The sequence below is a fragment of the Microbacterium sp. NRRL B-14842 genome, assembly GCF_050470785.1.
The window spans coordinates 1-17,159 of the sequence record NZ_JBFLUM010000096.1; the positions used below are offsets into that span (position 1 = coordinate 1).

The window sequence follows — 17,159 nt, forward strand, 5'->3', positions numbered from 1 at the left end:
TGTACATGTGCAGGTAGGAGACCACGAACCCATCGGGGTGTTTGATTGACAGCCACAGCGAGCTGCTGAGGGTCACCGTGCCAGGCAGGATCGCGTAGACGGGGTCGCCGCACGGGTTCGGCCAGTGCTGCAGGTCGATCGCAACATGCCACGAGGAGGCGCCAGGGACCGAGATGTCGCGGGGACCGTAGCCGGACGTCATCTGGTAGCCCGGAGAGAGCGGGAATGCGGCCTGCCCGACGACGGTGCTGCTGTCGCAGCTGACCGACCCGCCGACCGCGGTGATGATCTGCTGAGCGGCGGGCTCCCACTTGTCGTAGGCGGTCGGGTACGCGGACCTGCACGGTCTGCGCAGCCTCTCCCAGCCCCATCTCCTCCCAGCCGGGGATGTCGAGCAGTCCTCGAGGAGATCCGCCGTTGGGGCCCTCCTCGCCGCCGAAGAACGCCTTGGCGGCGTAGACGGGGTCCATGAGATCCTCGACGGTGCCCCAGCCCGACACGCGCTGCTGGAAGTAGTTGACCGAGTCGTGGTCGCTGCCAACCGCGTCGTGGGGGTAGTCGAGAGATTCGGGCACCGAGGAGTTGGCATACATTTTCAGGCCGGACTCCTGCAGCGCGGTCATGATCGCGATCTGCTGTCCCTCGCGCGGACACACCCCAGGGATCGAGCGACCGCGAGGATGGTGGCCGCGTGGCTGAGCTCGGTCGCACCGAGGGTGCGGGTCGATCCTCCGGTGGTCTGGACCTCGAGCTTGTCGGTTGTCAGCGAACCCGCTGTGCACTGCGACGACCCGCCGCCGGAGGCGCCGGCGATCGCCATCATCAGGAACATCGTGTAGCCGGCGAAGATCACCACCGGCACCAGCACGAGCGCGATCACCCAGAGGATGACCTTGCGCGAGCCGCCTCCGTCCCCGTCGTCTCCACCGCTGGCGGCGCCTGCGACGTCAGCGGTGCGCTCGAGCACTCCCGATGCGGACATGCGGACTACTTCTGCGCGATCGCGAGCCGGGCACGCATCTCACCCGCTGCGCGGGGATCGAGGGGCGCGCGGTGGCAGCGACGTGATGTCGACGACCCCGGAGGAGGAGGGGCGCCGTTCGATGTGCCCCATGCCCGAAGAGTCCACGACGATGCGGCGCGGGCCGTCCGGGGTGCGCGTCGACGTCGGCGCCGGGTCGACGACCATCGGAACCACCTTCGGGTCACCGGCAGCTCGTGGCGTGCTGCTACCGGCGGACGCGGCCGCGGAGACCGCCTTGGATGCCCCCTTGGTCGCCACCCGGCCACCGACCTCGAGCGCCGCGGCGCCGGCGGCGCCGGCAAGACCGCCAGCTGCGGCGCCCTTACCGATTCGCGCGGCCGTGAACACCAGATCCGCCGTCTTCGATGCCTTGGCGGCGGCACCCGCCGCTGATCCGCCCCCAGGGCCCTTCTGCGGCGACGGGAGCGCCGGACGGCCCGACGAGCCGCCGGATGGCGAAGAGGGCGGCATAGGCGTCGCGGGCGGGCGTGTGGCGGTCATTGTGCCGATGTCCTGCGCGGCCGCAGCGCCGAAGTTGATGGAGCGCGCGTCGACCGTGTTGTCAGGGCGGCGCAGAGCCGCGGCCGCGATCGTCGACACGGCGCCCATCGCCGCGACGGTCTTGACCCCCGTCGCGCTGCGTCGGGGCCACCCTTGCCGATGCCGTACCGCGAGAGCTGCTCGGCGATCGACTGGCCTGTCTTCTTCGCGATCCGGCGCGCCCGGATGATCAGGAACAGCAGCACGATCATCACCAGCGTTGCGAAGGTCATCTGCGCGACGAGCGGGATCCCCAGGCTGCTGAGCCCGGTGATTGCTGCGACGGTCAGCTTGAGAACGGCAGCCATGACGACCGCCATGAAGACGATCGCGACCAGGCCCATGAAGGTGTCGGCGAGGGACTTCCAAAGCGGGTATCGGTTGACCGGGAGGATCCCGATGTAGACGTTCCACATGGTCTTGATCGCGGAGATCAGGAAGCCGAGCACCGTGACCAGGAACAGCACGGCGAATGCCATCGGGAGGATGAACAGGGTCAACGCGCCGGGGGTCATCGTGACAGCCGTGAGCACCTGGCCGAAGTTGGGGGTTCTGGTTGAACGTCTTCGCTTCCTCGTCGCAGCCGCCGACCGCGTCGCGGACCTCGTTGCGCCGGTCTGGATAGGCGCCGAGCTGGTCATCGTGTCGGTGAAGGTCGTGGCGCACTGCCCCTCGAGGGCGTGGCCGAACGCGATCGTCTGCGCAGGGATCTTCACGAAGATGTCGACCAGCTGCGATGTGACCGCAGCGGACAGCAGGTTCTCGGAGTCGAGCTCCGTGCTGTTGATGTCGTCGGTGACGACGACGGCGGCGATCTGACCGCCGTACTCCTGGGCGGTGTCGAAGGCGCCGCGGCGGCGGTGAGCGAGGCGATCGGGTTGGCGAGCAGCCCGGTTGCCAGCACTGCGCAGCACGCCGAGATGAACAGCTCCGCCCACCCGGTGGAGTGCCGGCCGAGCATGATCGCCAGGCCTGCGACTCCGCCGGCGATCGTCAGCGCGAACGGGATCCACGCGATCTCGCCGAGGAAGTCCTGCAGGAGGTCGGCCAGCGCACCGAACGGTGCCGCGACGATGTCGACCCACTCGAAGGAGAGCAGCCAGTCGCAGAACCAGATCATCCACGACACCAGACCCAGATGCCCGGTCCAGATCGGGTCGATCCACATGGAGATGAAGAACTTCCCCATCGTGAACACGTCGCCGCGGTCAAGCGGGAGCACCGTGTAGTTGGTCAGGGGGACGCCGTCGCTGTCGGTGATGTCGCCGCCGAGCATGAACGGGGACGAGCCGCCACCGTCAGCGGCGAAGGCCCAGTACGTGTTGCCGAACAGGACCAGGAACAGGTCGATCAGGATCACGGCGAAGACCTTGCTACACCGGGGGTGATCATGCACCCAGAACCGGATCCGCCAGAACGCGCCGCCAGGGTCTCGAAGGTGTGCCGGTAGAACCCGATCATGGCGTCACCAGAGACGGAGTCGACAGCACCGCTTCGCGTCGGTCGGGGCGCTCGGGGAGCGTCTTGCGGAACTTTCCGATCCGGCCGCGCTGGTCACGGACCAGGCCCTCACCGCGCCGCTCAGGGGCGACCTTGCCGTCCGGGCCGAGCGGCGACAGATCCTCGGTGACCACCTGGACCATCGCCGGGTCTGCAGGCTCGCCGGTCAACCACTCGATCGCGCGGCGCGCCAGATCCTTGTCGGTCTGACGCATCACGTAGCGGGTCTTGAGCAGGCCGCGCGTCTGGGTCTCACCGAAGTCGGCGGGATCGTGGGAGCCAAGGGCGAAGAACGCGCGGTGCTTGCGGCCATCGCGGATGCCGATGCGCAGGTCGCGCTCACCCTCGGGTGACTGGGTGATGTGGTGGCATTCGTCGAAGTAGGCGCCGGCGAGCTCGCCGGGGTTCATGAAGCAGACCTCGCGGGAGATCCCCATGAGCATCGCGTACATCGCGCGGCCGTAGATCTTTTCCAGGGGCATCTCCTCGAACAGGTGCGCGTGCTCGAGCTCGGTCTTGTCCGGCAGCGACAGCCCATGGGTGAGGAAGACCAGGGCACGCGATTTCAGGTCGACAGCGGTCAGCCCGTCGTTGAAGAGGACCTCGCCGATGTCCTTCGACGCGACCAGGTTGATCAGGCCCGACAGCTCATCGCTCTCCGCGGAGGAGATCGTCTTGAGATGTGCCCGCAGGCGACCGAGGCTGGTGATGTCGTGCGCGGCGACGTACTCCGGCTCGAGGAGGCGGGACAGGGCAACGCCTCGGGAGTCGCGAGCCCGGATGCCGAGCATCACCGCGAAGAGCGACTGCACCATGCGTGCGCCGACGAGAGGGCCGAACACCCGCAGCGGGTCCAGCGAGTACTCCGGGGTCATCAGGTCGACGATCGTCGTGGTGTCCGGCCGGAGGCTCTGCGCGAAGACCGCGTACTCCTTGGCCTCTGTGCGGTCGATCGCGACGACGCGGCCGTTGCGGTCGACCGTGTCGCCCATGTCTCCCTTGAGCAGCACACTCTTGCCGGCGCCGAGCTCGGCGACCACGCCGAAGCTGGCGCTGGTGTCGGCCTGGATACTGCCGTCCGCGTCGCGGAGGATCGGGGTGTGGCGTGCGGTGCTGATGTTCTCGCCGAAGCGGGCGCCCTTCTCGTCTCCGAGCTCGTTGCTGGAAAGCGGCACTCCGGTCGCGAACTCCCGGCCGGTCGTGATCTGGGTGAGCTCACGGACGATGCGCCCGGTGGGCGTGCCGGGGATCATCGCCCACCAAAGCTCCTCCTGACCGCCCAGGGGCGCCTCGAGGAGGAAGTCGGCGCGCTTGTACTCGTCTGCCACGAATCGGCCCTTGGCCTTCGCGAGATCGGCGGTATCTGCCCCCACAGCGAACAGCACCGTCGCCTGAACCTCGACCTCCTTGTCGGAGCGGTTGAGGGAGGCGTGGTACGCGGCCAGCGTCTCTGCGATCTCGCCGAGGTCGGATCCGCCGCCGGTGATCGTCGCGGTGCCCTCCTGATGCTTGTACTGCTCCTCGATGGCGGTTTCGGCCTTCTTGTTGCGACGCTTGACCTCGTCGGCGCGGTGACGGTGAAACGGATCCCCCAGTCGACGTCGAGGGGGAACTGGTCGACGTGTGAGATCCACTCGACGCCGGGCGAGACCCAGCCGGCCTTGGGCGCGGCGACCATGGCCTGCACCACCTGGTAGGACGACGTCTCGTCCGCGTAGGGGCTGTGCACCTTGAGGTAGCGGCGCTTGAACGGGAGGAACTGCTGCCCGGACTTGGGGGGCGATGTCACTCTGCCCGCCCTCGTCGAGCCAAGGGTTTGGCATCGCGGAGGGCATCTGGAAGTGCGCGAGCTCGTCGGCGCCGAATCCGTCCTCCGTACCCTCGGCAGGCGGGACAGGGGCGGCGAGGTCTGCGGAGAGGCCGCGCTGCTGCGAGTGAAGGGCGATCCAGATCTGCTCGGCGGGCGTTGCGCGGGTCGGCTGGAACGCGGCGGGGATGCGGACCTCGATCTCCTTGGCCATCCGCGCAGCAGCGGCGATCTCGGAGTCGGTAGGCAGCTGACGGGGAAGAGCCAGCGTGTCACGCAGCTTGGTGTCGGCGGCGCGCAGTGCCGACATCGCGCGCGCCTTCATCGAACCGGCCGCGAGCGGGACCGAGAACCAGAACGCGCGCGTTCCGAGCGGGATCTGCTCGAGCGCGTCCAGGGTCAGCTCGACCTCGCGCGCCCAGTCGGGGCACTCGTCGATGCGAACCCCATCCAGCATCCGCTCCACGATCGACACCGGGTCCAGGTCAGCGCACAGCCCCAGCAGCAGCCCCTCGCCCCGGTGGGCCTGGAAAAGCGCCTGGTGGTGCGCCTTGACGAGCTGCTTTGCGGCCGCGGTGGCGTAGGCATACGGGAGCGGCTGCAGCCGCCACGTCGCCCAGACCACGCCCGAGCGGGTCCACATCAGGTTGCTCGTCATCGCTGTTGCCGGAATCTGCATCGTCGTCTCGTTTCTCAGTCGGTCGGCGTGGCAGCAGCAGATCGCGACCGCCGCTGAGGGGGACCGTGATCGGCGTGCCGCCGAGGATGGGGAGGAGGGATGAGTAGCTCATGGTCAGTTGCCTCCTCGGGCTTGCTGCAGCAGGCGCTCGACGCCGCTGACCGCGTGTGCGGGTGCGTGCGCCGGCAGCGGCGTCGAGCGCGCTGCAGGACCGGCTGCGCCACGACGGGCGCTTCCGGTGCGGGTGCGGTGTTCTCGCTATCCGGGCGGGCGAGCGTGGCTCCGACCGGCTCGGCGATCGTTGTTCCGCCGCCTGCGAAGTGGGGCGGGCGAACCCGCATGGTCACTCCGCGGTAGCGGCCGGCTGCGGGGCGGGTCATCGCGGACATGCCGCTAGTGATGATGCTCAGCAGTTCCGGCGTGTGGCCGGGATCCTTCCGGCTCCCCACGCTGCTCCCCAGGACACGAAGGCAGCGACGGAATGTCGACGATCGGAGAGCCAGTCCCCCACACGCTCTGCGTCATCAGCGCGACGACCAGGACGATCGCCAGGACGACGCCCTGCGTCAGCGTGTAGGGGCCCCCAGGGATCTTCGTGCCGTCGTGGAGACGGCCGATGAACTTTGGGAACCGGCGGCTGCGCGTGTAGAAGCGCGCAACCTCTCTCTCTTCGTCGCGATCGGCCACGTTCGCCCCTTACGCGACCAGCCGGTAGACCGTGTCGCCGGCCGCGGTGGTGGTCTCGTTGAGCACCAGGACGTCCGCCGGAGCTGCGATCTGGTGGATCGTCACTCCGATGGCGTCGACGGTCTCGGTCTGGATGAGGCCCATGACCCACTCGCCACCGCCGGCGGCGAGGAACATGGCCAGGCCGCACGCGATGCCGGTGATGATGGTCGTCGCCATGGCGAACCGCACCTTGGCGGCGACGACGAAGAAGATCACTGCTGCTGCGAGAAACACGACCGCCCGGAAAGCAGTCGTCGCATCAGCGGTGATCCCGTTGATCCAATCGAACATGGTTGGTGTTCCTTCCTTAGTTGCCGTTACCGGACGGTGTCGGCGTGGGGGTTGTCGATCCCTTGTCGGAGACCGCTTGCGGTGCAAGATCAATGGCGCTGACCTCCCAGCGGGAGGCACGCGCGGTGAGGGTGAGCGTGTACGTCGAGGTCACTTGCTGGTCCAGCGGGCTCAGCAGTGAGACGGTCGCGAGCACCTTGAGGGTGTCGCCATCGCTCGGGGACTCCGTGGGCGTCAGGTCCGACCGCAGCTCCTCGACGTTGACCATCACGTAGGGGGCGGGCGAGATCGCCACGAAGGATGTGTCGGGGCGCTGTATCGGGACAGGTCGCCCGAGCCGGCAAGGTACGCGCCGAGGAACGCCGACACCGTCTCCGCAGACGGGTCAGAGGATCCGATGGTCTGCTTGTAGACCAGCGACGTTGTCTCGCCCTGGACGGGAGCGGAGATCTGGGCGGGAGACCGACTGCCCGCACCGTGTCTCCGTTGACCGCGATCGCCACCTGGAAGTAGCGGCGCGGCCAGCTCGTCGTGCTGGTGTCGTCGGAGTCCGTCACCGACAGCTCCTTGATGTTCGCCGCGACGACGACGTTGACGAAGTCCGAGCCGTCGACGGGTGTGATGGAGACCACGGACAGGTCGCGGTACTCCCAGGCCGTGACCGACAGCTGCCGCAGCGCCGCCAGGTCGACGTAGGTAGCCAGGTCACCCGGCGCGTCCTTCGTCGCGCTCAGCCACGAGGAGACGAATCCCTCCGCGTAACCGCCGGCAGCCTGCTGCTGCGTGCTCAGCCCCGCTGCCTGCGCCTCGGGCGCTGCGGCGACGACGGGCGCCGGACGTGCGGCCGCGGCGAAGAGCGCGATGGGCCCACACGCGATCGCGGCGAACAGGAGTGCGGACAGCACCTTGCCGCCCAGCTGCCGACCATGGGTCCAGCTGCTCCCCTGTGCCGGGACGGTCTTCGTCTCCTTGGCTGGCTTCGACGTCTTCTCGCGGCGCGCCATTATGCAGCTCCTCCCACTCGCAGCTGCGCCACCCCGCAGAGCTGCCGGCACCGCTGCCGAGAGCTCCTCAACCGCCTTCACCACGCGGCCATGCGTGGAGGGGTCGAAGGGTGCGTCGAGGGTGCTCGCCACCGCTTCCTCGAACCCCTGGCGCGCACGGATCGCGCGTGCAGCGTCGGGCTTGAATCCTTCCCACATGGCGTCGTCGGCGCTGTCTGCGGTGCTGCTCTCGCTCACGTTTCTGTCCCTTCCGCGGAGTCCTGATGCCTCCCGACCAACGGGGGCATATCTGTATAGGCCGGTTTTCGGCCTTCGCGGACATCGCGGATCGAAGAAATCTTGCGTGGATATTGCGCCCATGCAGCGAGACATGGAAACCACCCCTGAACGGGCATTTACAGCATCGGATCGCGACTCAGACCCACCGAAGCCAGCATCCGCCGGTCGGGCACTCTCCTGCCCGCCCGGAACTTTCCAGGATCTGAACCAGGGGTGCTGAGGAACGTGGCCCTTCGTCAACCGACGTCACGACGAAGGGCCATTTCTCATGACTGCTTGGGCGAAGACATCACCTCTTGCCGACCAGCTGTTCGACGAGTGGAACAGCTTCCACTCCCACACCACTCACCACTTCGGAACGCTCGGCGAGCTGACCGGCGATGAGGCCGTGAACCTCATCCGGCAGCCGCAAGCTCCCGAACAGCGCGACGCGCTCTTGCTCGAGCTGCTCACCCTCGAGCACGCCGGCGATACCTTCGCCGGCCGCGTCCTGCTCAAGTCGTTCATAGCCGCTCGCGCTGCGGCTGCCGAGCAGCTGCAGCAGCATGCGCAGCCTGTGGCAGCACTCCCCCGCCGACGCCCGCACTGCGGACGATCGGCGTGCTCTGGGAGGTCATTCACACCTACCCGCTCGAGCGCGTCCACTCCGTCTCCGGAAACATCCGTCTCGAGACGATCAAGAACCTCGGAGTCTGGTTCGGCAGCGAGCACAGCGTCGACGCGATGCCGATCGAGGACGAGCTGCTCGAGAAGATCGCAGGCCCCGACGAGAGCGACGACGTCTTCCGGGATCTGGTGACGATCCTCACCTGGGCGATCGACTCCGGCACCCTCCGCCGCGACGAGGTCCAGCTGCTTGCACGCATCGAGCTCGCAGAGGGTGACCCCGGTGTGGCGCGTGAGGAAGCAGCGGCCGAGCTCGGCGTCAGCCGGGAGACGCTCAACCGCCGAGTGTGCCGAATCCGCACCAAGCTCATGCAGGCCGTCAGTGGCGACATGGAGGCCAAGGTCTCCTACGCCCCGCGCCGCAGCTGAGCCAACCCGCCATCCAGGGGCAAGCGCAGTCGACGAGTCGAGCGCGCCCCACAGGCCGGAGCACACTAACCGCTCCGCCCCCCCAGACAGACAGGGCCTCTGGATGGCCCCCAGGGGCCCTGTCTTCCCCTCCGCCTCACTCGGAGCCCTCCTCATGGCCGAAATCGCCTCAGCAGGCCGCACAGGCCGCTTACGCCCGCATCCATCGTTTGGATGCCCCGCCACGACTCCCCTACCAGCCCTCGCGACACGCGCACTCCACCATCGCCAGCGCGGCGCCACACACGCGCTACCCCGCCGCGATGCTCTGCGCTGTACCCACGCAGCAACGTCGCGATAGCCTCCGCCACTCCCCCGCCAGATCACCGCATCACTCGCGCGATACGCTGAGCAACCCCCCGCGCCACACCCGCGCTAGTCATCCGCAATAACACTCGCAATACTCGCGCTAGCTCATCGCCCTACCCGCGCATGATGTTGCGCTCTAACATGCGCACTACTAGCGCGAGTCGGTCGCCTGTACTGCTCTTTGATTGCGCATTGCTTGTGCCTGTACGTCGCGACTTTGGCGCGTTACATGTCGCAGATAGAGCGCAAGTACACGCGCACTGCATGCGCCGTCATTGCTCCAATACAGCGCGTCTAGTGCACGGCGCTAGCGCGGTTGCATCGCAACCTCTAGCGCATGCGCCGCGCACGACACGCGCGATTGTTGTTGCATATAGGCGTGAATGTGACGCTATACTGACGCCCATGAACCCGCCACAGTTGCCCCATACCCGCGCCACACATCCGCACATCGCGCGCTCGACTGGCGCGACCGCTGTCAACACCCTCGTCCGTGGAGGCCGATCGTGAGAATCATCGGCGTCTGCAACCAGAAGGGGCGGGGTGGGCAAGACCACCACCGTCATGAACCTCGCGGCCGCGCTGTCCCGCGCCAACAATGTGCTCGTGGTCGACGTCGACCCGCAGCAGTCCGCAGCACGCTGGGCCGAGCGAGCGGGGGATGACCTTCCGTTCGACTTCGCAGCCGACGTCGATCCCAACAACATCATGGGATTGCGTGACCTCGACGGCTACGACATCGTCCCTCGTCGACACGCCTGGCAGCCATGAGAACACCGGCGTCCTCACCGCAGTCCCTGCAGGTCGCCGACTTCATCGTCCTGCCGCTGGAAGCCGCCACCATGGCGATCGAATCGGTCGCGGACACCTTGGTCGAGCACATCATCCCGACCGGGGTGCCCTACCGACTCCTGCTGAACAAGATCGACACCCGCCGCGGCGGTCGGCGACTCGAGGACTGGGAAGAGCAGCTCGACACCGTCGAGTTCATCGAGGGGCAGATCGGACTCCCGCGTTTCCAGCGTCACATTCGTCTGTCCGCGAGCGTCGAGGACGCTCCCTTCGACGGCAAGGTCGTCACGCAGTACACCGATTCCCGCAAGAACCAAGCAGCGATCTCCGACTACACCAGTGTCGCGTTGGAGCTCACGTCGCTGTGGGCCAACCAGATGAAGGAGGCCTGACATGGCTCGTCAGGATCTCGGAAAACTCACCGCCGCACCGCGCCGACGCCGGCTCCCGCAGAACCCGTGGAGCCCCCCGTCGACCAGGCTCCGCCCCCGGAGCCCGCCCCTGCAGCGGCGGTCGAACCCGCGGCCGCTCCTGCGAAGAAGCAGGCGCCGCGCAAGCAGCCGACTCGCACGACCCGCACGGAGGACGAAGACGGGGGAGAGAGGGAGGAGCGGGAGACCGCGACCAAGGGCGTCCCCGTCCACCTTCCGGTCCCACTGAACGACCGCCTGCAGGCGTACATGGCCAAGACGCGCAAGAGCCACCAGACGGTCCTCCTGGACGCCGTCTCGGCTACCTATAAGCGTCTTCCTGAACTGATCCGCCAAGCCACCGCCGGCGGAGAAGAGACTGACGAGGACTGGACGGATCTGTTCAACAGGCAGAAAGCGTCCCGCCCCCGTCTCCGACGCGGGGCCCCGCGTCAAGCACACCGTGCGCGTTGCCCCGTCGTACCGCGCGATCCTCGATCGCGTCACCGCTGAACTCGATGCTCCCTCCCGGAACTTCGTCATCATCACCGCCTACGAGGCATTCCTTCCGCCTCTCGACTAGACGGTGCGGTGTCCAGCTACAGCAGAAGACCAGCTGTCGCTACAGCGGTATATGAGACACTCACCGAACTGCTTAGACACCTACCCCACATCCGCCCCACGATGAAGGATTGACCTCCAATGACCACCACCACTGACCGCAAGAGCAAGCGCACGAAAGAGACCACCGAGCGGGCGAGCAGAAGCAAGGACTCACTCCTGCAGTCCAGCAGCCGACGAAGTCTCGCCGGCGCCCCGCGATCATCGCCCTCGGCATCGCGCTTGTCCTCCTCGGCGGAATCGGCGTGTGGTGGGTCACCACGAACCTCACCCGCACCGTCAGCGTCATGGCGACCAGCGTCGACGTCTCGCGCGGGGAGACGATCACCACGGACGACCTCACGACCATCCAGCTCGCCGGCGGGCAGCAGGTCGACGCGGTCTCCGCCGCGGATGCCGCCGACCTCGTCGGAACCACCGCGCTGGTCGACCTGCCCGCCGGCACCCTCATCACGTCGGCCAACACCGGCGACACCCTCGCGGTGCCGGCCGGCTCCTCGATCGTGGGCGTCACGCTCACCCAGGCACAGATGCCCGGCTACCAGCTCGCAGCAGGCGACAAGGTCCGTGTCGTCGAGACCCCCGTCACTCAGGGCGACCCGCCCGTCGAGACCCCCAAGAGCTTCAACGCCACGGTGTTCACCGCCACCTACGACACTGAGACCCAGGTGTGGGTTGTCGACCTGGTCGTGCCGAACCGTGAAGGCACCCGACATCGCCGCTCGTGCCGCCACCGGCCGCGTCGCGCTGGTCATCGACTCGACGGGGGAGTGACCCCGCATGGCGATCATCTTCCTTGCCAGCGCGTCCGGCGCTCCCGGCGTGACCCACCGCCGCCGGCGCCCCTGGCCCTCAACTGGTCCAAGCCCGTGATCCTCGTCGAGGCCGACACCACCAAGACCAGCAGCATCATCCCGGACTCATCCGCGGGCAGGTCTACCACAGCACCGGACTGACCGAAGCGGCCGTCGCCGACCAGTACGGCGCTCTGACCCCTGACAAGCTCTGGAACAGACCGTCGAGCTCAGCCCCCGCTCAGTGCTCATCCCCGGCTTCAAGAGTCTGCAGGGCGCCGCCGGCGCGGGCCCCCACTTCTGGCGGGCACTGCTCGACGCGCTGCGCCCCTACGAGTCCGCCGGGTACGACATCCTCGTCGACGGCGGGCGCCTCCACGTCAACGACCCTCGACTCCCGCTGCTGCGCGAGGCGGACAGCATCACCCTGTTCACCGATCGCACGCTGCCCTCCGTGGCAGCCGTGCTCGCACACTGGCGCTCCCTCGACGAGAACCGCAACACCGTCCCCGAGTGGGCTGCTGAACACGCTCAACGAGATCGGGCACGCCAGCTACGTCGATCTCCTCGTCACCGAACGCCCCACCACGCAGGAGACCTGGCCTCTCAAGACCGTCACAAGCAGATCGGCATGAACCTGCTGGGCACCATCCCCTGGGATCCGAAGGGCGCCGCCATCTACTCGGTCGGCGCACCCACCCTCGGCGCCCAGCGCACCCCCTACGCGCGGGCCATCGGCGCGCTGCTGCTCAGCTACAGCGATGTCCTCAACACCCGCACTTACACGACCACCGACTGGGAGGGACAGCAGTGAGCGACCCCACGCCCGACCCCGCAGACCTGGGAAACATCCCGTTCTTCACCGCGCCGGCACCGGCCACCCCGCAGGCGCCGACGACCGCACCGGCCGACACGGGCCTGCGCAACCTGGCCACGCCGCCGCGCACCTGACCCGCGCGGCACAGCGGAACGCCCCGGCCGAGGCAGTCCCCACGGCACCCGCAGCTCCGATCGTGCCGGCAACCGCCACCATCCCCGAGCGGCCGGCACCGAGGTCACCCCGCCAACCACCCTCGACGCCCGCAGCGATCTGCCCTGGGCCGACATCGCCGCCATTCGCGACGAGGTCTCCCGTGAGCTCGCCGCAGTGTTCAGCGAGTCCATGGACATCACCGCCGAGCAGCGCGAACAGACAGCGCAGGACCACATCGTTGACCGGGTCCGAGCTCGCGTCGACGACCAGACCCGCCGCCCCGGCGAGGGGCGCTGGCCGGCCCCGATGCAGACCGCCATCCGGCAGGCCGTCTTCGACCAGCTGTTCCGCCTGGGTCGGCTGCAGCCGCTCGTCGACGAGCCCGACGTTGAGAACATCCACATCAACGGGTTCGACGACGTCTGGATCTCCTACGCGGACGGCCGCGTGGTCAAGTACCAGTACCCGATCGCCGAGAACGACCGTGAGCTCGAGCGAGAGATCAACCTGCTCGCCGCCCGCTCGGGGAGGGCGGCCGATCGTTCACGAGCGCCCGGCCGCGACTGCACATGGACCTGCCCGGCGGGGCGCGTCTGGCAGCGATCGCCGAACCCGTCGCCACCCGACCGACGATCGTCATCCGTATCCACCGCCCTCGTCGACGTCACCCTCGACCAGCTCGTGGAGCGCGGCACCATCACCCGCCAGGCGGCAGCCTTCTCCGCGCGGCCGTCATCGCCGGGGTCTCCGTCGTCACCAGCGGCTTCCCCGGCGCAGGCAAGACCACACTGCTGCGCGCACTCGCCGACTGCATCCCGGCCGAAGAGAAGATCGTCACGATCGAGATGGAGCGTGAGCTCTACCTTCACAAGATCAACGACCGCCACCCGCGAGTGGTCTCACTCGAGGCGAAGCCGGGGGAGGGGGAGCGTGGCGCCGATGGTCGGCTGCCCGGTGAGATCACCCCCGAAGACCTGGTCTACGACACCCTCCGACTGGACACCCAGCGCTTCATCGTCGGCGAGGTCCGTGGCCCTGAGATCTACGCCATGATGCAGGCATGCAGTCCGGTGTCGGGTCGCTGTCCACCCTGCACGCCGCCAGCGCAGACGACTCGATCGACCGCATGTCGGCGCTGATGCTGTCCCGCGGCAACAACACGACCCCCGTGTACGCCTACCGGATGATCGAGCAGAACATCAAGATCGTGGTGCAGATCTCGAAGATCATCGACCCCGCGACCGGCAAGCCCCGCCGCGTCGTCACCGAGATCGCCGAGATCCTGCCCGGCGAGGAGCAGAACAACTCCCGCCCCGTGGCCTCTCAGGTGTTCCGCTTCGACCGATCCAGCGGCAGCCTCATCACCGCTGACATGCCATCGCCGCGGCTCCTCGAGGAGCTCAAGTTCTACGGCTTCGACCCCGCGAACCTGGGAGTGTGAGATGACTACCGCAACCCTCGCCCTGTGCATCATCGTCGCGGTCGCCGGCGCGATCCTGGTCATCCTCGGCGCCGCCCACAAGCCCAGCACCAGCGGACTTCCCACGCGCAGCGCGCTTCGCGGAAGGCGACACGCGACTTCACCCGCACGCAGCAGATCCAGCTCGTCGGCGGCGCCGCGGTCGGTCTGGTGTTCGCGCTGATCACCCGGATGGTGGCTGCTCGTGATCGCCGTGCCCGTCGCCGCTGTCGGCCTGCCATGGCTGCTGCAGAAGGGCCCGAGGAGAACACGATCGCCAAGCTCGACGCCCTCGAGTCCTGGACCCGCAGCCTCGCCGGCCTCACCGTCTCCGGCGCCGGCCTCGAACGCACCATCGCCGCATCGCTGAGCAGCTGCCCCGAAGCGATCCGCCCGCAGGTCACGCAGCTCGTCGCGCGCATCAACGCCCGGTGGACCACCACCGCGGCGCTGCAGGCGTTTGCCGACGACCTCAACGATGAGACCGCGGACGTGCTCGTGATGCACCTTCTCCGCAAGGCCGAGCTCCGCGGATCCGGCCTCGCCGCCTCGCCTCGAGGATCTCGCCAAGAGCATCTTCGAGCGGGTCAAGATGCGCCGCCAGATCGAAGCCGGACCGCGCCACCCCGCGCAACGAGGCACGGTTCGTCGTCTACTCACCGTCGCGCTGCTCGTACTCCTGGTCCTCGCCCAGCAGTACTCCGCCCCCTACGGCACCCCGATCGGTCAACTCCTGTTCGCCGCATATCTCGTCAGCTACGCCCTCGTATTGCTGTGGATGCGACGCATCAGCCGCGGCGTGCCGGCACCCCGTCTGCTCGTTGCCACCCGAGAAAGCTGGTGAGAAGTGAACCTCGCACTGATCGTCCTCCCTGGCCTCGTCCTGGGGCTCGGCTTCGCGCTGGTCATCGCCGCACTGGTGCCCACCCAGCCCAGCCTCTCCGCAGCGCTCGATCGGATCGGCACCACCACCGTCGCCGCCGACCCCGCCTACGCCGCCACCCTCGAGAACCGGTGGGCTCAGCCGTCCTCCGTCGCGTCGGCGACAGCCCCTCTCTCAAGATCCCCACCCGCGATCTGCGCCTGATCGGCATGAGCGTTAACCGGTTCCTGTACCAGAAGGTGCTCTCCGCCGGCCTCGGCCTCATCGCCCCCATCGCGATCGGACTGATCTTCCAAGTCCTCGGCCTGACCGCGTTCTACATCCCCGCGCTGTTCGGCATCCCCCTCGCCATCGGCGGCTGGTACCTGCCCAACCTGCTCGTCCGCGACCAGGCCGAAGCCGCCCGCAAGGAGTTCTCCCGCTCGGTCGCCGTCTACATGGAGCTCGTCGGATCCGAACGCATCAGCGGCGCCCCTCCCGGCAAAGCCCTCGAGTCCGCCGCCCAGGTCGGACGCAACTGGGCATTCGTCCGAATCCCGCAAACCCTCACCGAAGCCCGCTACGCCGGCACCGCACCCTGGACGCGCTCGAGCAGCTCTCCTCGAGATCAACGTCCGACCTGGGTGAAATCGCCAAGGTGATCAGGCTCTCGGGGGAGCAAGGAGCGTCGGTATATGAGACACTCAGGGCACGGGGCAGAACCTCCGGGACCGACTTCTGAATGATGAAGTGACGGAGGCGAACAAAGCGACCAACAAGATGACCATCCCGATGACCCTCACCGCGTCCTCTTCATGCTTCTGCTCGGAACTCCCTTCGTGCTCACGCATTCTTCTGAGACGTTGGAAGTCGATTGTCCGCGAAGGCCCCAAACCGAGGCCTATACCTAATAGGACAAGCACCACCCACCCAGAGAGGAGAAAGGAACCAGGATCCTATGTCGACCCTGAGCCGAGAGTTCCTGTCCCGCATGCGCGGGCGGGCAGCTCGCTTCACCGAAGAGCCCGAACGTGGCTCCATCACCCTCGAGCAGGTCATCTGGACCGCCGGCATCGCGCTCGCCGCCGTGGCCCGTCGTGGCGATCATCGTCACCGCGATCAACGCCTACGCCGGCCAGATCCCCAACCCGGCTGAAAGAGCCACCCGCAGATGGTCCGCACCTCCAACACCGGTCACCGGCAGCGCCTCAGAGAAGCGCTCGCCGGTGATCGGGGTGCGGTCCACGCTGCAGAACACGATCATCGCCCCGGTGCTGCTGCTCGTCCTCGCGGTCTTCCTGCACCTGGGCATCATCCTCCACGCCAACAACCTCGCCCACGCCGCCGCCACCAGCGCCTACAACAGCCGCCCGCGCCTACAACGCCAGCGGCACAGACGGCTCCACCGCCGGCCTCGCAGTCCTCAACCAGTCCGGCTCACCGATCAGCGGCGCATCCGTCGCGGTCGACCGCGGCGCCAACACCGTGACCGTAACCGTCACCGGCACCGCCCCCTCCTTCGTCCCCGGACTGACCACCAACATCGACGTCACCGTGACCGGCCCCACCGAAAGGTGGGTGAACTGACCATGCGCGCCATCCGAACCCTCATCGCCAAGCTCCGCGACGAACGCGGCTTCCGCCGGCCTCGAGATCGCCATCCTCGCCCCGGCGCTCGCCGCGGTGCTCGTGCTGCTCGCAGCTTCCGGACGTCTCGCGCTGGCCGGCAACGCCGTCGAGTCCGCAGCGTCGGCCGCGGCCCGCGAAGCATCGCTCGCGCGCACCACGGCCCAGGCGCAGGAAGCAGCCGAAGACATGGCGCGGATCTCGATGGAACAGTCCGGCGTCACTGCACCACACTCTCCGTCAACATCGACGCCTCCGGCCTGAGCGCCCGATCGGCACCACCGGCGAGTCAGCGCGACCGTCTCCTGCACCGTCGCACTCAGCGACGCCGCCATGGATCGGCCTGCCCGGCACCCGCGTCCTCACAGGCACCGCCGCCTCTCCCG

General features: G+C 67.9%; 21 protein-coding genes. 12 read left to right on the forward strand and 9 right to left on the reverse strand.

All coding sequences use genetic code 11. The annotated features are described in order from the left end of the window. From AB1285_RS27050 to AB1285_RS27085, 8 genes are all read right to left on the reverse strand, one after another. Positions 1 to 202, reverse strand: a 202-nt coding sequence (locus tag AB1285_RS27050) for a M23 family metallopeptidase (RefSeq protein ID WP_429978271.1), incomplete at its 3' end; no start/stop codon positions are given. Positions 203 to 619: 417 nt separating this feature from the next. After that, positions 620 to 982, reverse strand: coding sequence for a hypothetical protein (locus AB1285_RS27055; protein ID WP_429978272.1), 363 nt, complete (start codon positions 980 to 982; stop codon positions 620 to 622). Positions 983 to 1,021: 39 nt separating this feature from the next. Beyond that, positions 1,022 to 1,525: a hypothetical protein gene (locus AB1285_RS27060; RefSeq protein WP_429978273.1), complete on the reverse strand. Its 504-nt coding sequence runs from the start codon at positions 1,523 to 1,525 to the stop codon at positions 1,022 to 1,024. After that, positions 1,522 to 2,478, reverse strand: a complete 957-nt coding sequence (locus AB1285_RS27065) for a hypothetical protein (RefSeq protein WP_429978274.1) — start codon at positions 2,476 to 2,478, stop codon at positions 1,522 to 1,524. The genes AB1285_RS27060 and AB1285_RS27065 overlap by 4 nt, the downstream gene beginning before the upstream one ends. 543 nt (positions 2,479 to 3,021) lie before the next feature. After that, positions 3,022 to 5,550 carry an ATP-binding protein gene (locus tag AB1285_RS27070; RefSeq protein WP_429978275.1) on the reverse strand — a complete coding sequence of 843 codons (2,529 nt, stop codon included), beginning with the start codon at positions 5,548 to 5,550 and terminating at the stop codon, positions 3,022 to 3,024. A gap of 696 nt (positions 5,551 to 6,246) precedes the next feature. Then, positions 6,247 to 6,570 carry a hypothetical protein gene (locus AB1285_RS27075; protein WP_062635271.1) on the reverse strand — a complete coding sequence of 108 codons (324 nt, stop codon included), beginning with the start codon at positions 6,568 to 6,570 and terminating at the stop codon, positions 6,247 to 6,249. A gap of 16 nt (positions 6,571 to 6,586) precedes the next feature. Beyond that, positions 6,587 to 6,865, reverse strand: a complete 279-nt coding sequence (locus AB1285_RS27080; RefSeq protein WP_429978276.1) for a hypothetical protein — start codon at positions 6,863 to 6,865, stop codon at positions 6,587 to 6,589. Positions 6,866 to 8,142: 1,277 nt separating this feature from the next. Continuing rightward, complete coding sequence (locus AB1285_RS27085) at positions 8,143 to 8,400, reverse strand: hypothetical protein (protein WP_429978277.1); 258 nt, start codon at positions 8,398 to 8,400, stop codon at positions 8,143 to 8,145. A 53-nt stretch (positions 8,401 to 8,453) separates the two neighbouring features. Here AB1285_RS27085 and AB1285_RS27090 point away from each other — a divergent pair, with 53 nt between their 5' ends. The 12 genes from AB1285_RS27090 (at position 8,454) to AB1285_RS27145 (ending at position 15,809) form a co-directional block, all read left to right on the forward strand. Then, on the forward strand, positions 8,454 to 8,888 hold the full coding sequence (locus tag AB1285_RS27090; RefSeq protein ID WP_429978278.1) for a hypothetical protein: 435 nt from the start codon (positions 8,454 to 8,456) through the stop codon (positions 8,886 to 8,888). A gap of 891 nt (positions 8,889 to 9,779) precedes the next feature. Beyond that, positions 9,780 to 10,007: an AAA family ATPase gene (locus AB1285_RS27095; protein WP_429978279.1), complete on the forward strand. Its 228-nt coding sequence runs from the start codon at positions 9,780 to 9,782 to the stop codon at positions 10,005 to 10,007. After that, a complete protein-coding gene (locus AB1285_RS27100; protein WP_429978280.1) occupies positions 10,004 to 10,420 on the forward strand; it encodes a hypothetical protein in 417 nt (138 codons plus the stop codon). Before AB1285_RS27095 ends, AB1285_RS27100 begins: the two co-directional genes overlap by 4 nt. An 884-nt stretch (positions 10,421 to 11,304) precedes the next feature. Next, a complete protein-coding gene (locus tag AB1285_RS27105) occupies positions 11,305 to 12,015 on the forward strand; it encodes an SAF domain-containing protein (RefSeq protein ID WP_429978281.1) in 711 nt (236 codons plus the stop codon). Positions 12,016 to 12,097: 82 nt separating this feature from the next. Beyond that, entirely contained in the window at positions 12,098 to 12,667 is a 570-nt protein-coding gene (locus AB1285_RS27110) for a hypothetical protein (RefSeq protein ID WP_429978282.1), read from the forward strand. Beyond that, a complete protein-coding gene (locus AB1285_RS27115) occupies positions 12,664 to 12,804 on the forward strand; it encodes a hypothetical protein (protein ID WP_429978283.1) in 141 nt (46 codons plus the stop codon). Before AB1285_RS27110 ends, AB1285_RS27115 begins: the two co-directional genes overlap by 4 nt. A gap of 591 nt (positions 12,805 to 13,395) precedes the next feature. Beyond that, positions 13,396 to 13,965: an ATPase, T2SS/T4P/T4SS family gene (locus AB1285_RS27120; protein ID WP_429978284.1), complete on the forward strand. Its 570-nt coding sequence runs from the start codon at positions 13,396 to 13,398 to the stop codon at positions 13,963 to 13,965. Continuing rightward, a complete protein-coding gene (locus tag AB1285_RS27125; protein ID WP_429978285.1) occupies positions 13,953 to 14,267 on the forward strand; it encodes a hypothetical protein in 315 nt (104 codons plus the stop codon). The genes AB1285_RS27120 and AB1285_RS27125 overlap by 13 nt, the downstream gene beginning before the upstream one ends. 1 nt (position 14,268) lies before the next feature. Next, a complete protein-coding gene (locus AB1285_RS27130) occupies positions 14,269 to 14,469 on the forward strand; it encodes a hypothetical protein (RefSeq protein ID WP_429978286.1) in 201 nt (66 codons plus the stop codon). 408 nt (positions 14,470 to 14,877) lie between these two features. After that, positions 14,878 to 15,129, forward strand: coding sequence for a hypothetical protein (locus AB1285_RS27135; protein WP_429978287.1), 252 nt, complete (start codon positions 14,878 to 14,880; stop codon positions 15,127 to 15,129). Positions 15,130 to 15,132: 3 nt separating this feature from the next. After that, entirely contained in the window at positions 15,133 to 15,372 is a 240-nt protein-coding gene (locus AB1285_RS27140; protein WP_429978288.1) for a hypothetical protein, read from the forward strand. A 5-nt stretch (positions 15,373 to 15,377) separates the two neighbouring features. Continuing rightward, positions 15,378 to 15,809: a hypothetical protein gene (locus AB1285_RS27145; RefSeq protein WP_429978289.1), complete on the forward strand. Its 432-nt coding sequence runs from the start codon at positions 15,378 to 15,380 to the stop codon at positions 15,807 to 15,809. 714 nt (positions 15,810 to 16,523) lie between these two features. Here AB1285_RS27145 and AB1285_RS27150 read toward each other — a convergent pair. Further along, positions 16,524 to 17,108, reverse strand: coding sequence for a hypothetical protein (locus AB1285_RS27150; protein ID WP_429978290.1), 585 nt, complete (start codon positions 17,106 to 17,108; stop codon positions 16,524 to 16,526). Positions 17,109 to 17,159 lie beyond the last annotated feature (51 nt).

Bases quoted from the DNA above. Each gene is read 5' to 3' on its own strand.
- AB1285_RS27120 (WP_429978284.1), top strand. From the start codon at position 13,396: ATGGACCTGCCCGGCGGGGCGCGTCTGGCAGCGATCGCCGAACCCGTC.
- AB1285_RS27125 (WP_429978285.1), top strand. From the start codon at position 13,953: ATGTCGGCGCTGATGCTGTCCCGCGGCAACAACACGACCCCCGTGTAC.
- AB1285_RS27085 (WP_429978277.1), bottom strand. From the start codon at position 8,400: ATGCTGCTGCAGCTGCTCGGCAGCCGCAGCGCGAGCGGCTATGAACGA.
- AB1285_RS27100 (WP_429978280.1), top strand. From the start codon at position 10,004: ATGAGAACACCGGCGTCCTCACCGCAGTCCCTGCAGGTCGCCGACTTC.
- AB1285_RS27055 (WP_429978272.1), bottom strand. From the start codon at position 982: ATGTCCGCATCGGGAGTGCTCGAGCGCACCGCTGACGTCGCAGGCGCC.
- AB1285_RS27150 (WP_429978290.1), bottom strand. From the start codon at position 17,108: ATGGCGGCGTCGCTGAGTGCGACGGTGCAGGAGACGGTCGCGCTGACT.
- AB1285_RS27135 (WP_429978287.1), top strand. From the start codon at position 14,878: ATGCGCCGCCAGATCGAAGCCGGACCGCGCCACCCCGCGCAACGAGGC.
- AB1285_RS27075 (WP_062635271.1), bottom strand. From the start codon at position 6,570: ATGTTCGATTGGATCAACGGGATCACCGCTGATGCGACGACTGCTTTC.
- AB1285_RS27070 (WP_429978275.1), bottom strand. From the start codon at position 5,550: ATGCAGATTCCGGCAACAGCGATGACGAGCAACCTGATGTGGACCCGC.
- AB1285_RS27145 (WP_429978289.1), top strand. From the start codon at position 15,378: ATGAGCGTTAACCGGTTCCTGTACCAGAAGGTGCTCTCCGCCGGCCTC.
- AB1285_RS27130 (WP_429978286.1), top strand. From the start codon at position 14,269: ATGACTACCGCAACCCTCGCCCTGTGCATCATCGTCGCGGTCGCCGGC.
- AB1285_RS27060 (WP_429978273.1), bottom strand. From the start codon at position 1,525: ATGACCGCCACACGCCCGCCCGCGACGCCTATGCCGCCCTCTTCGCCA.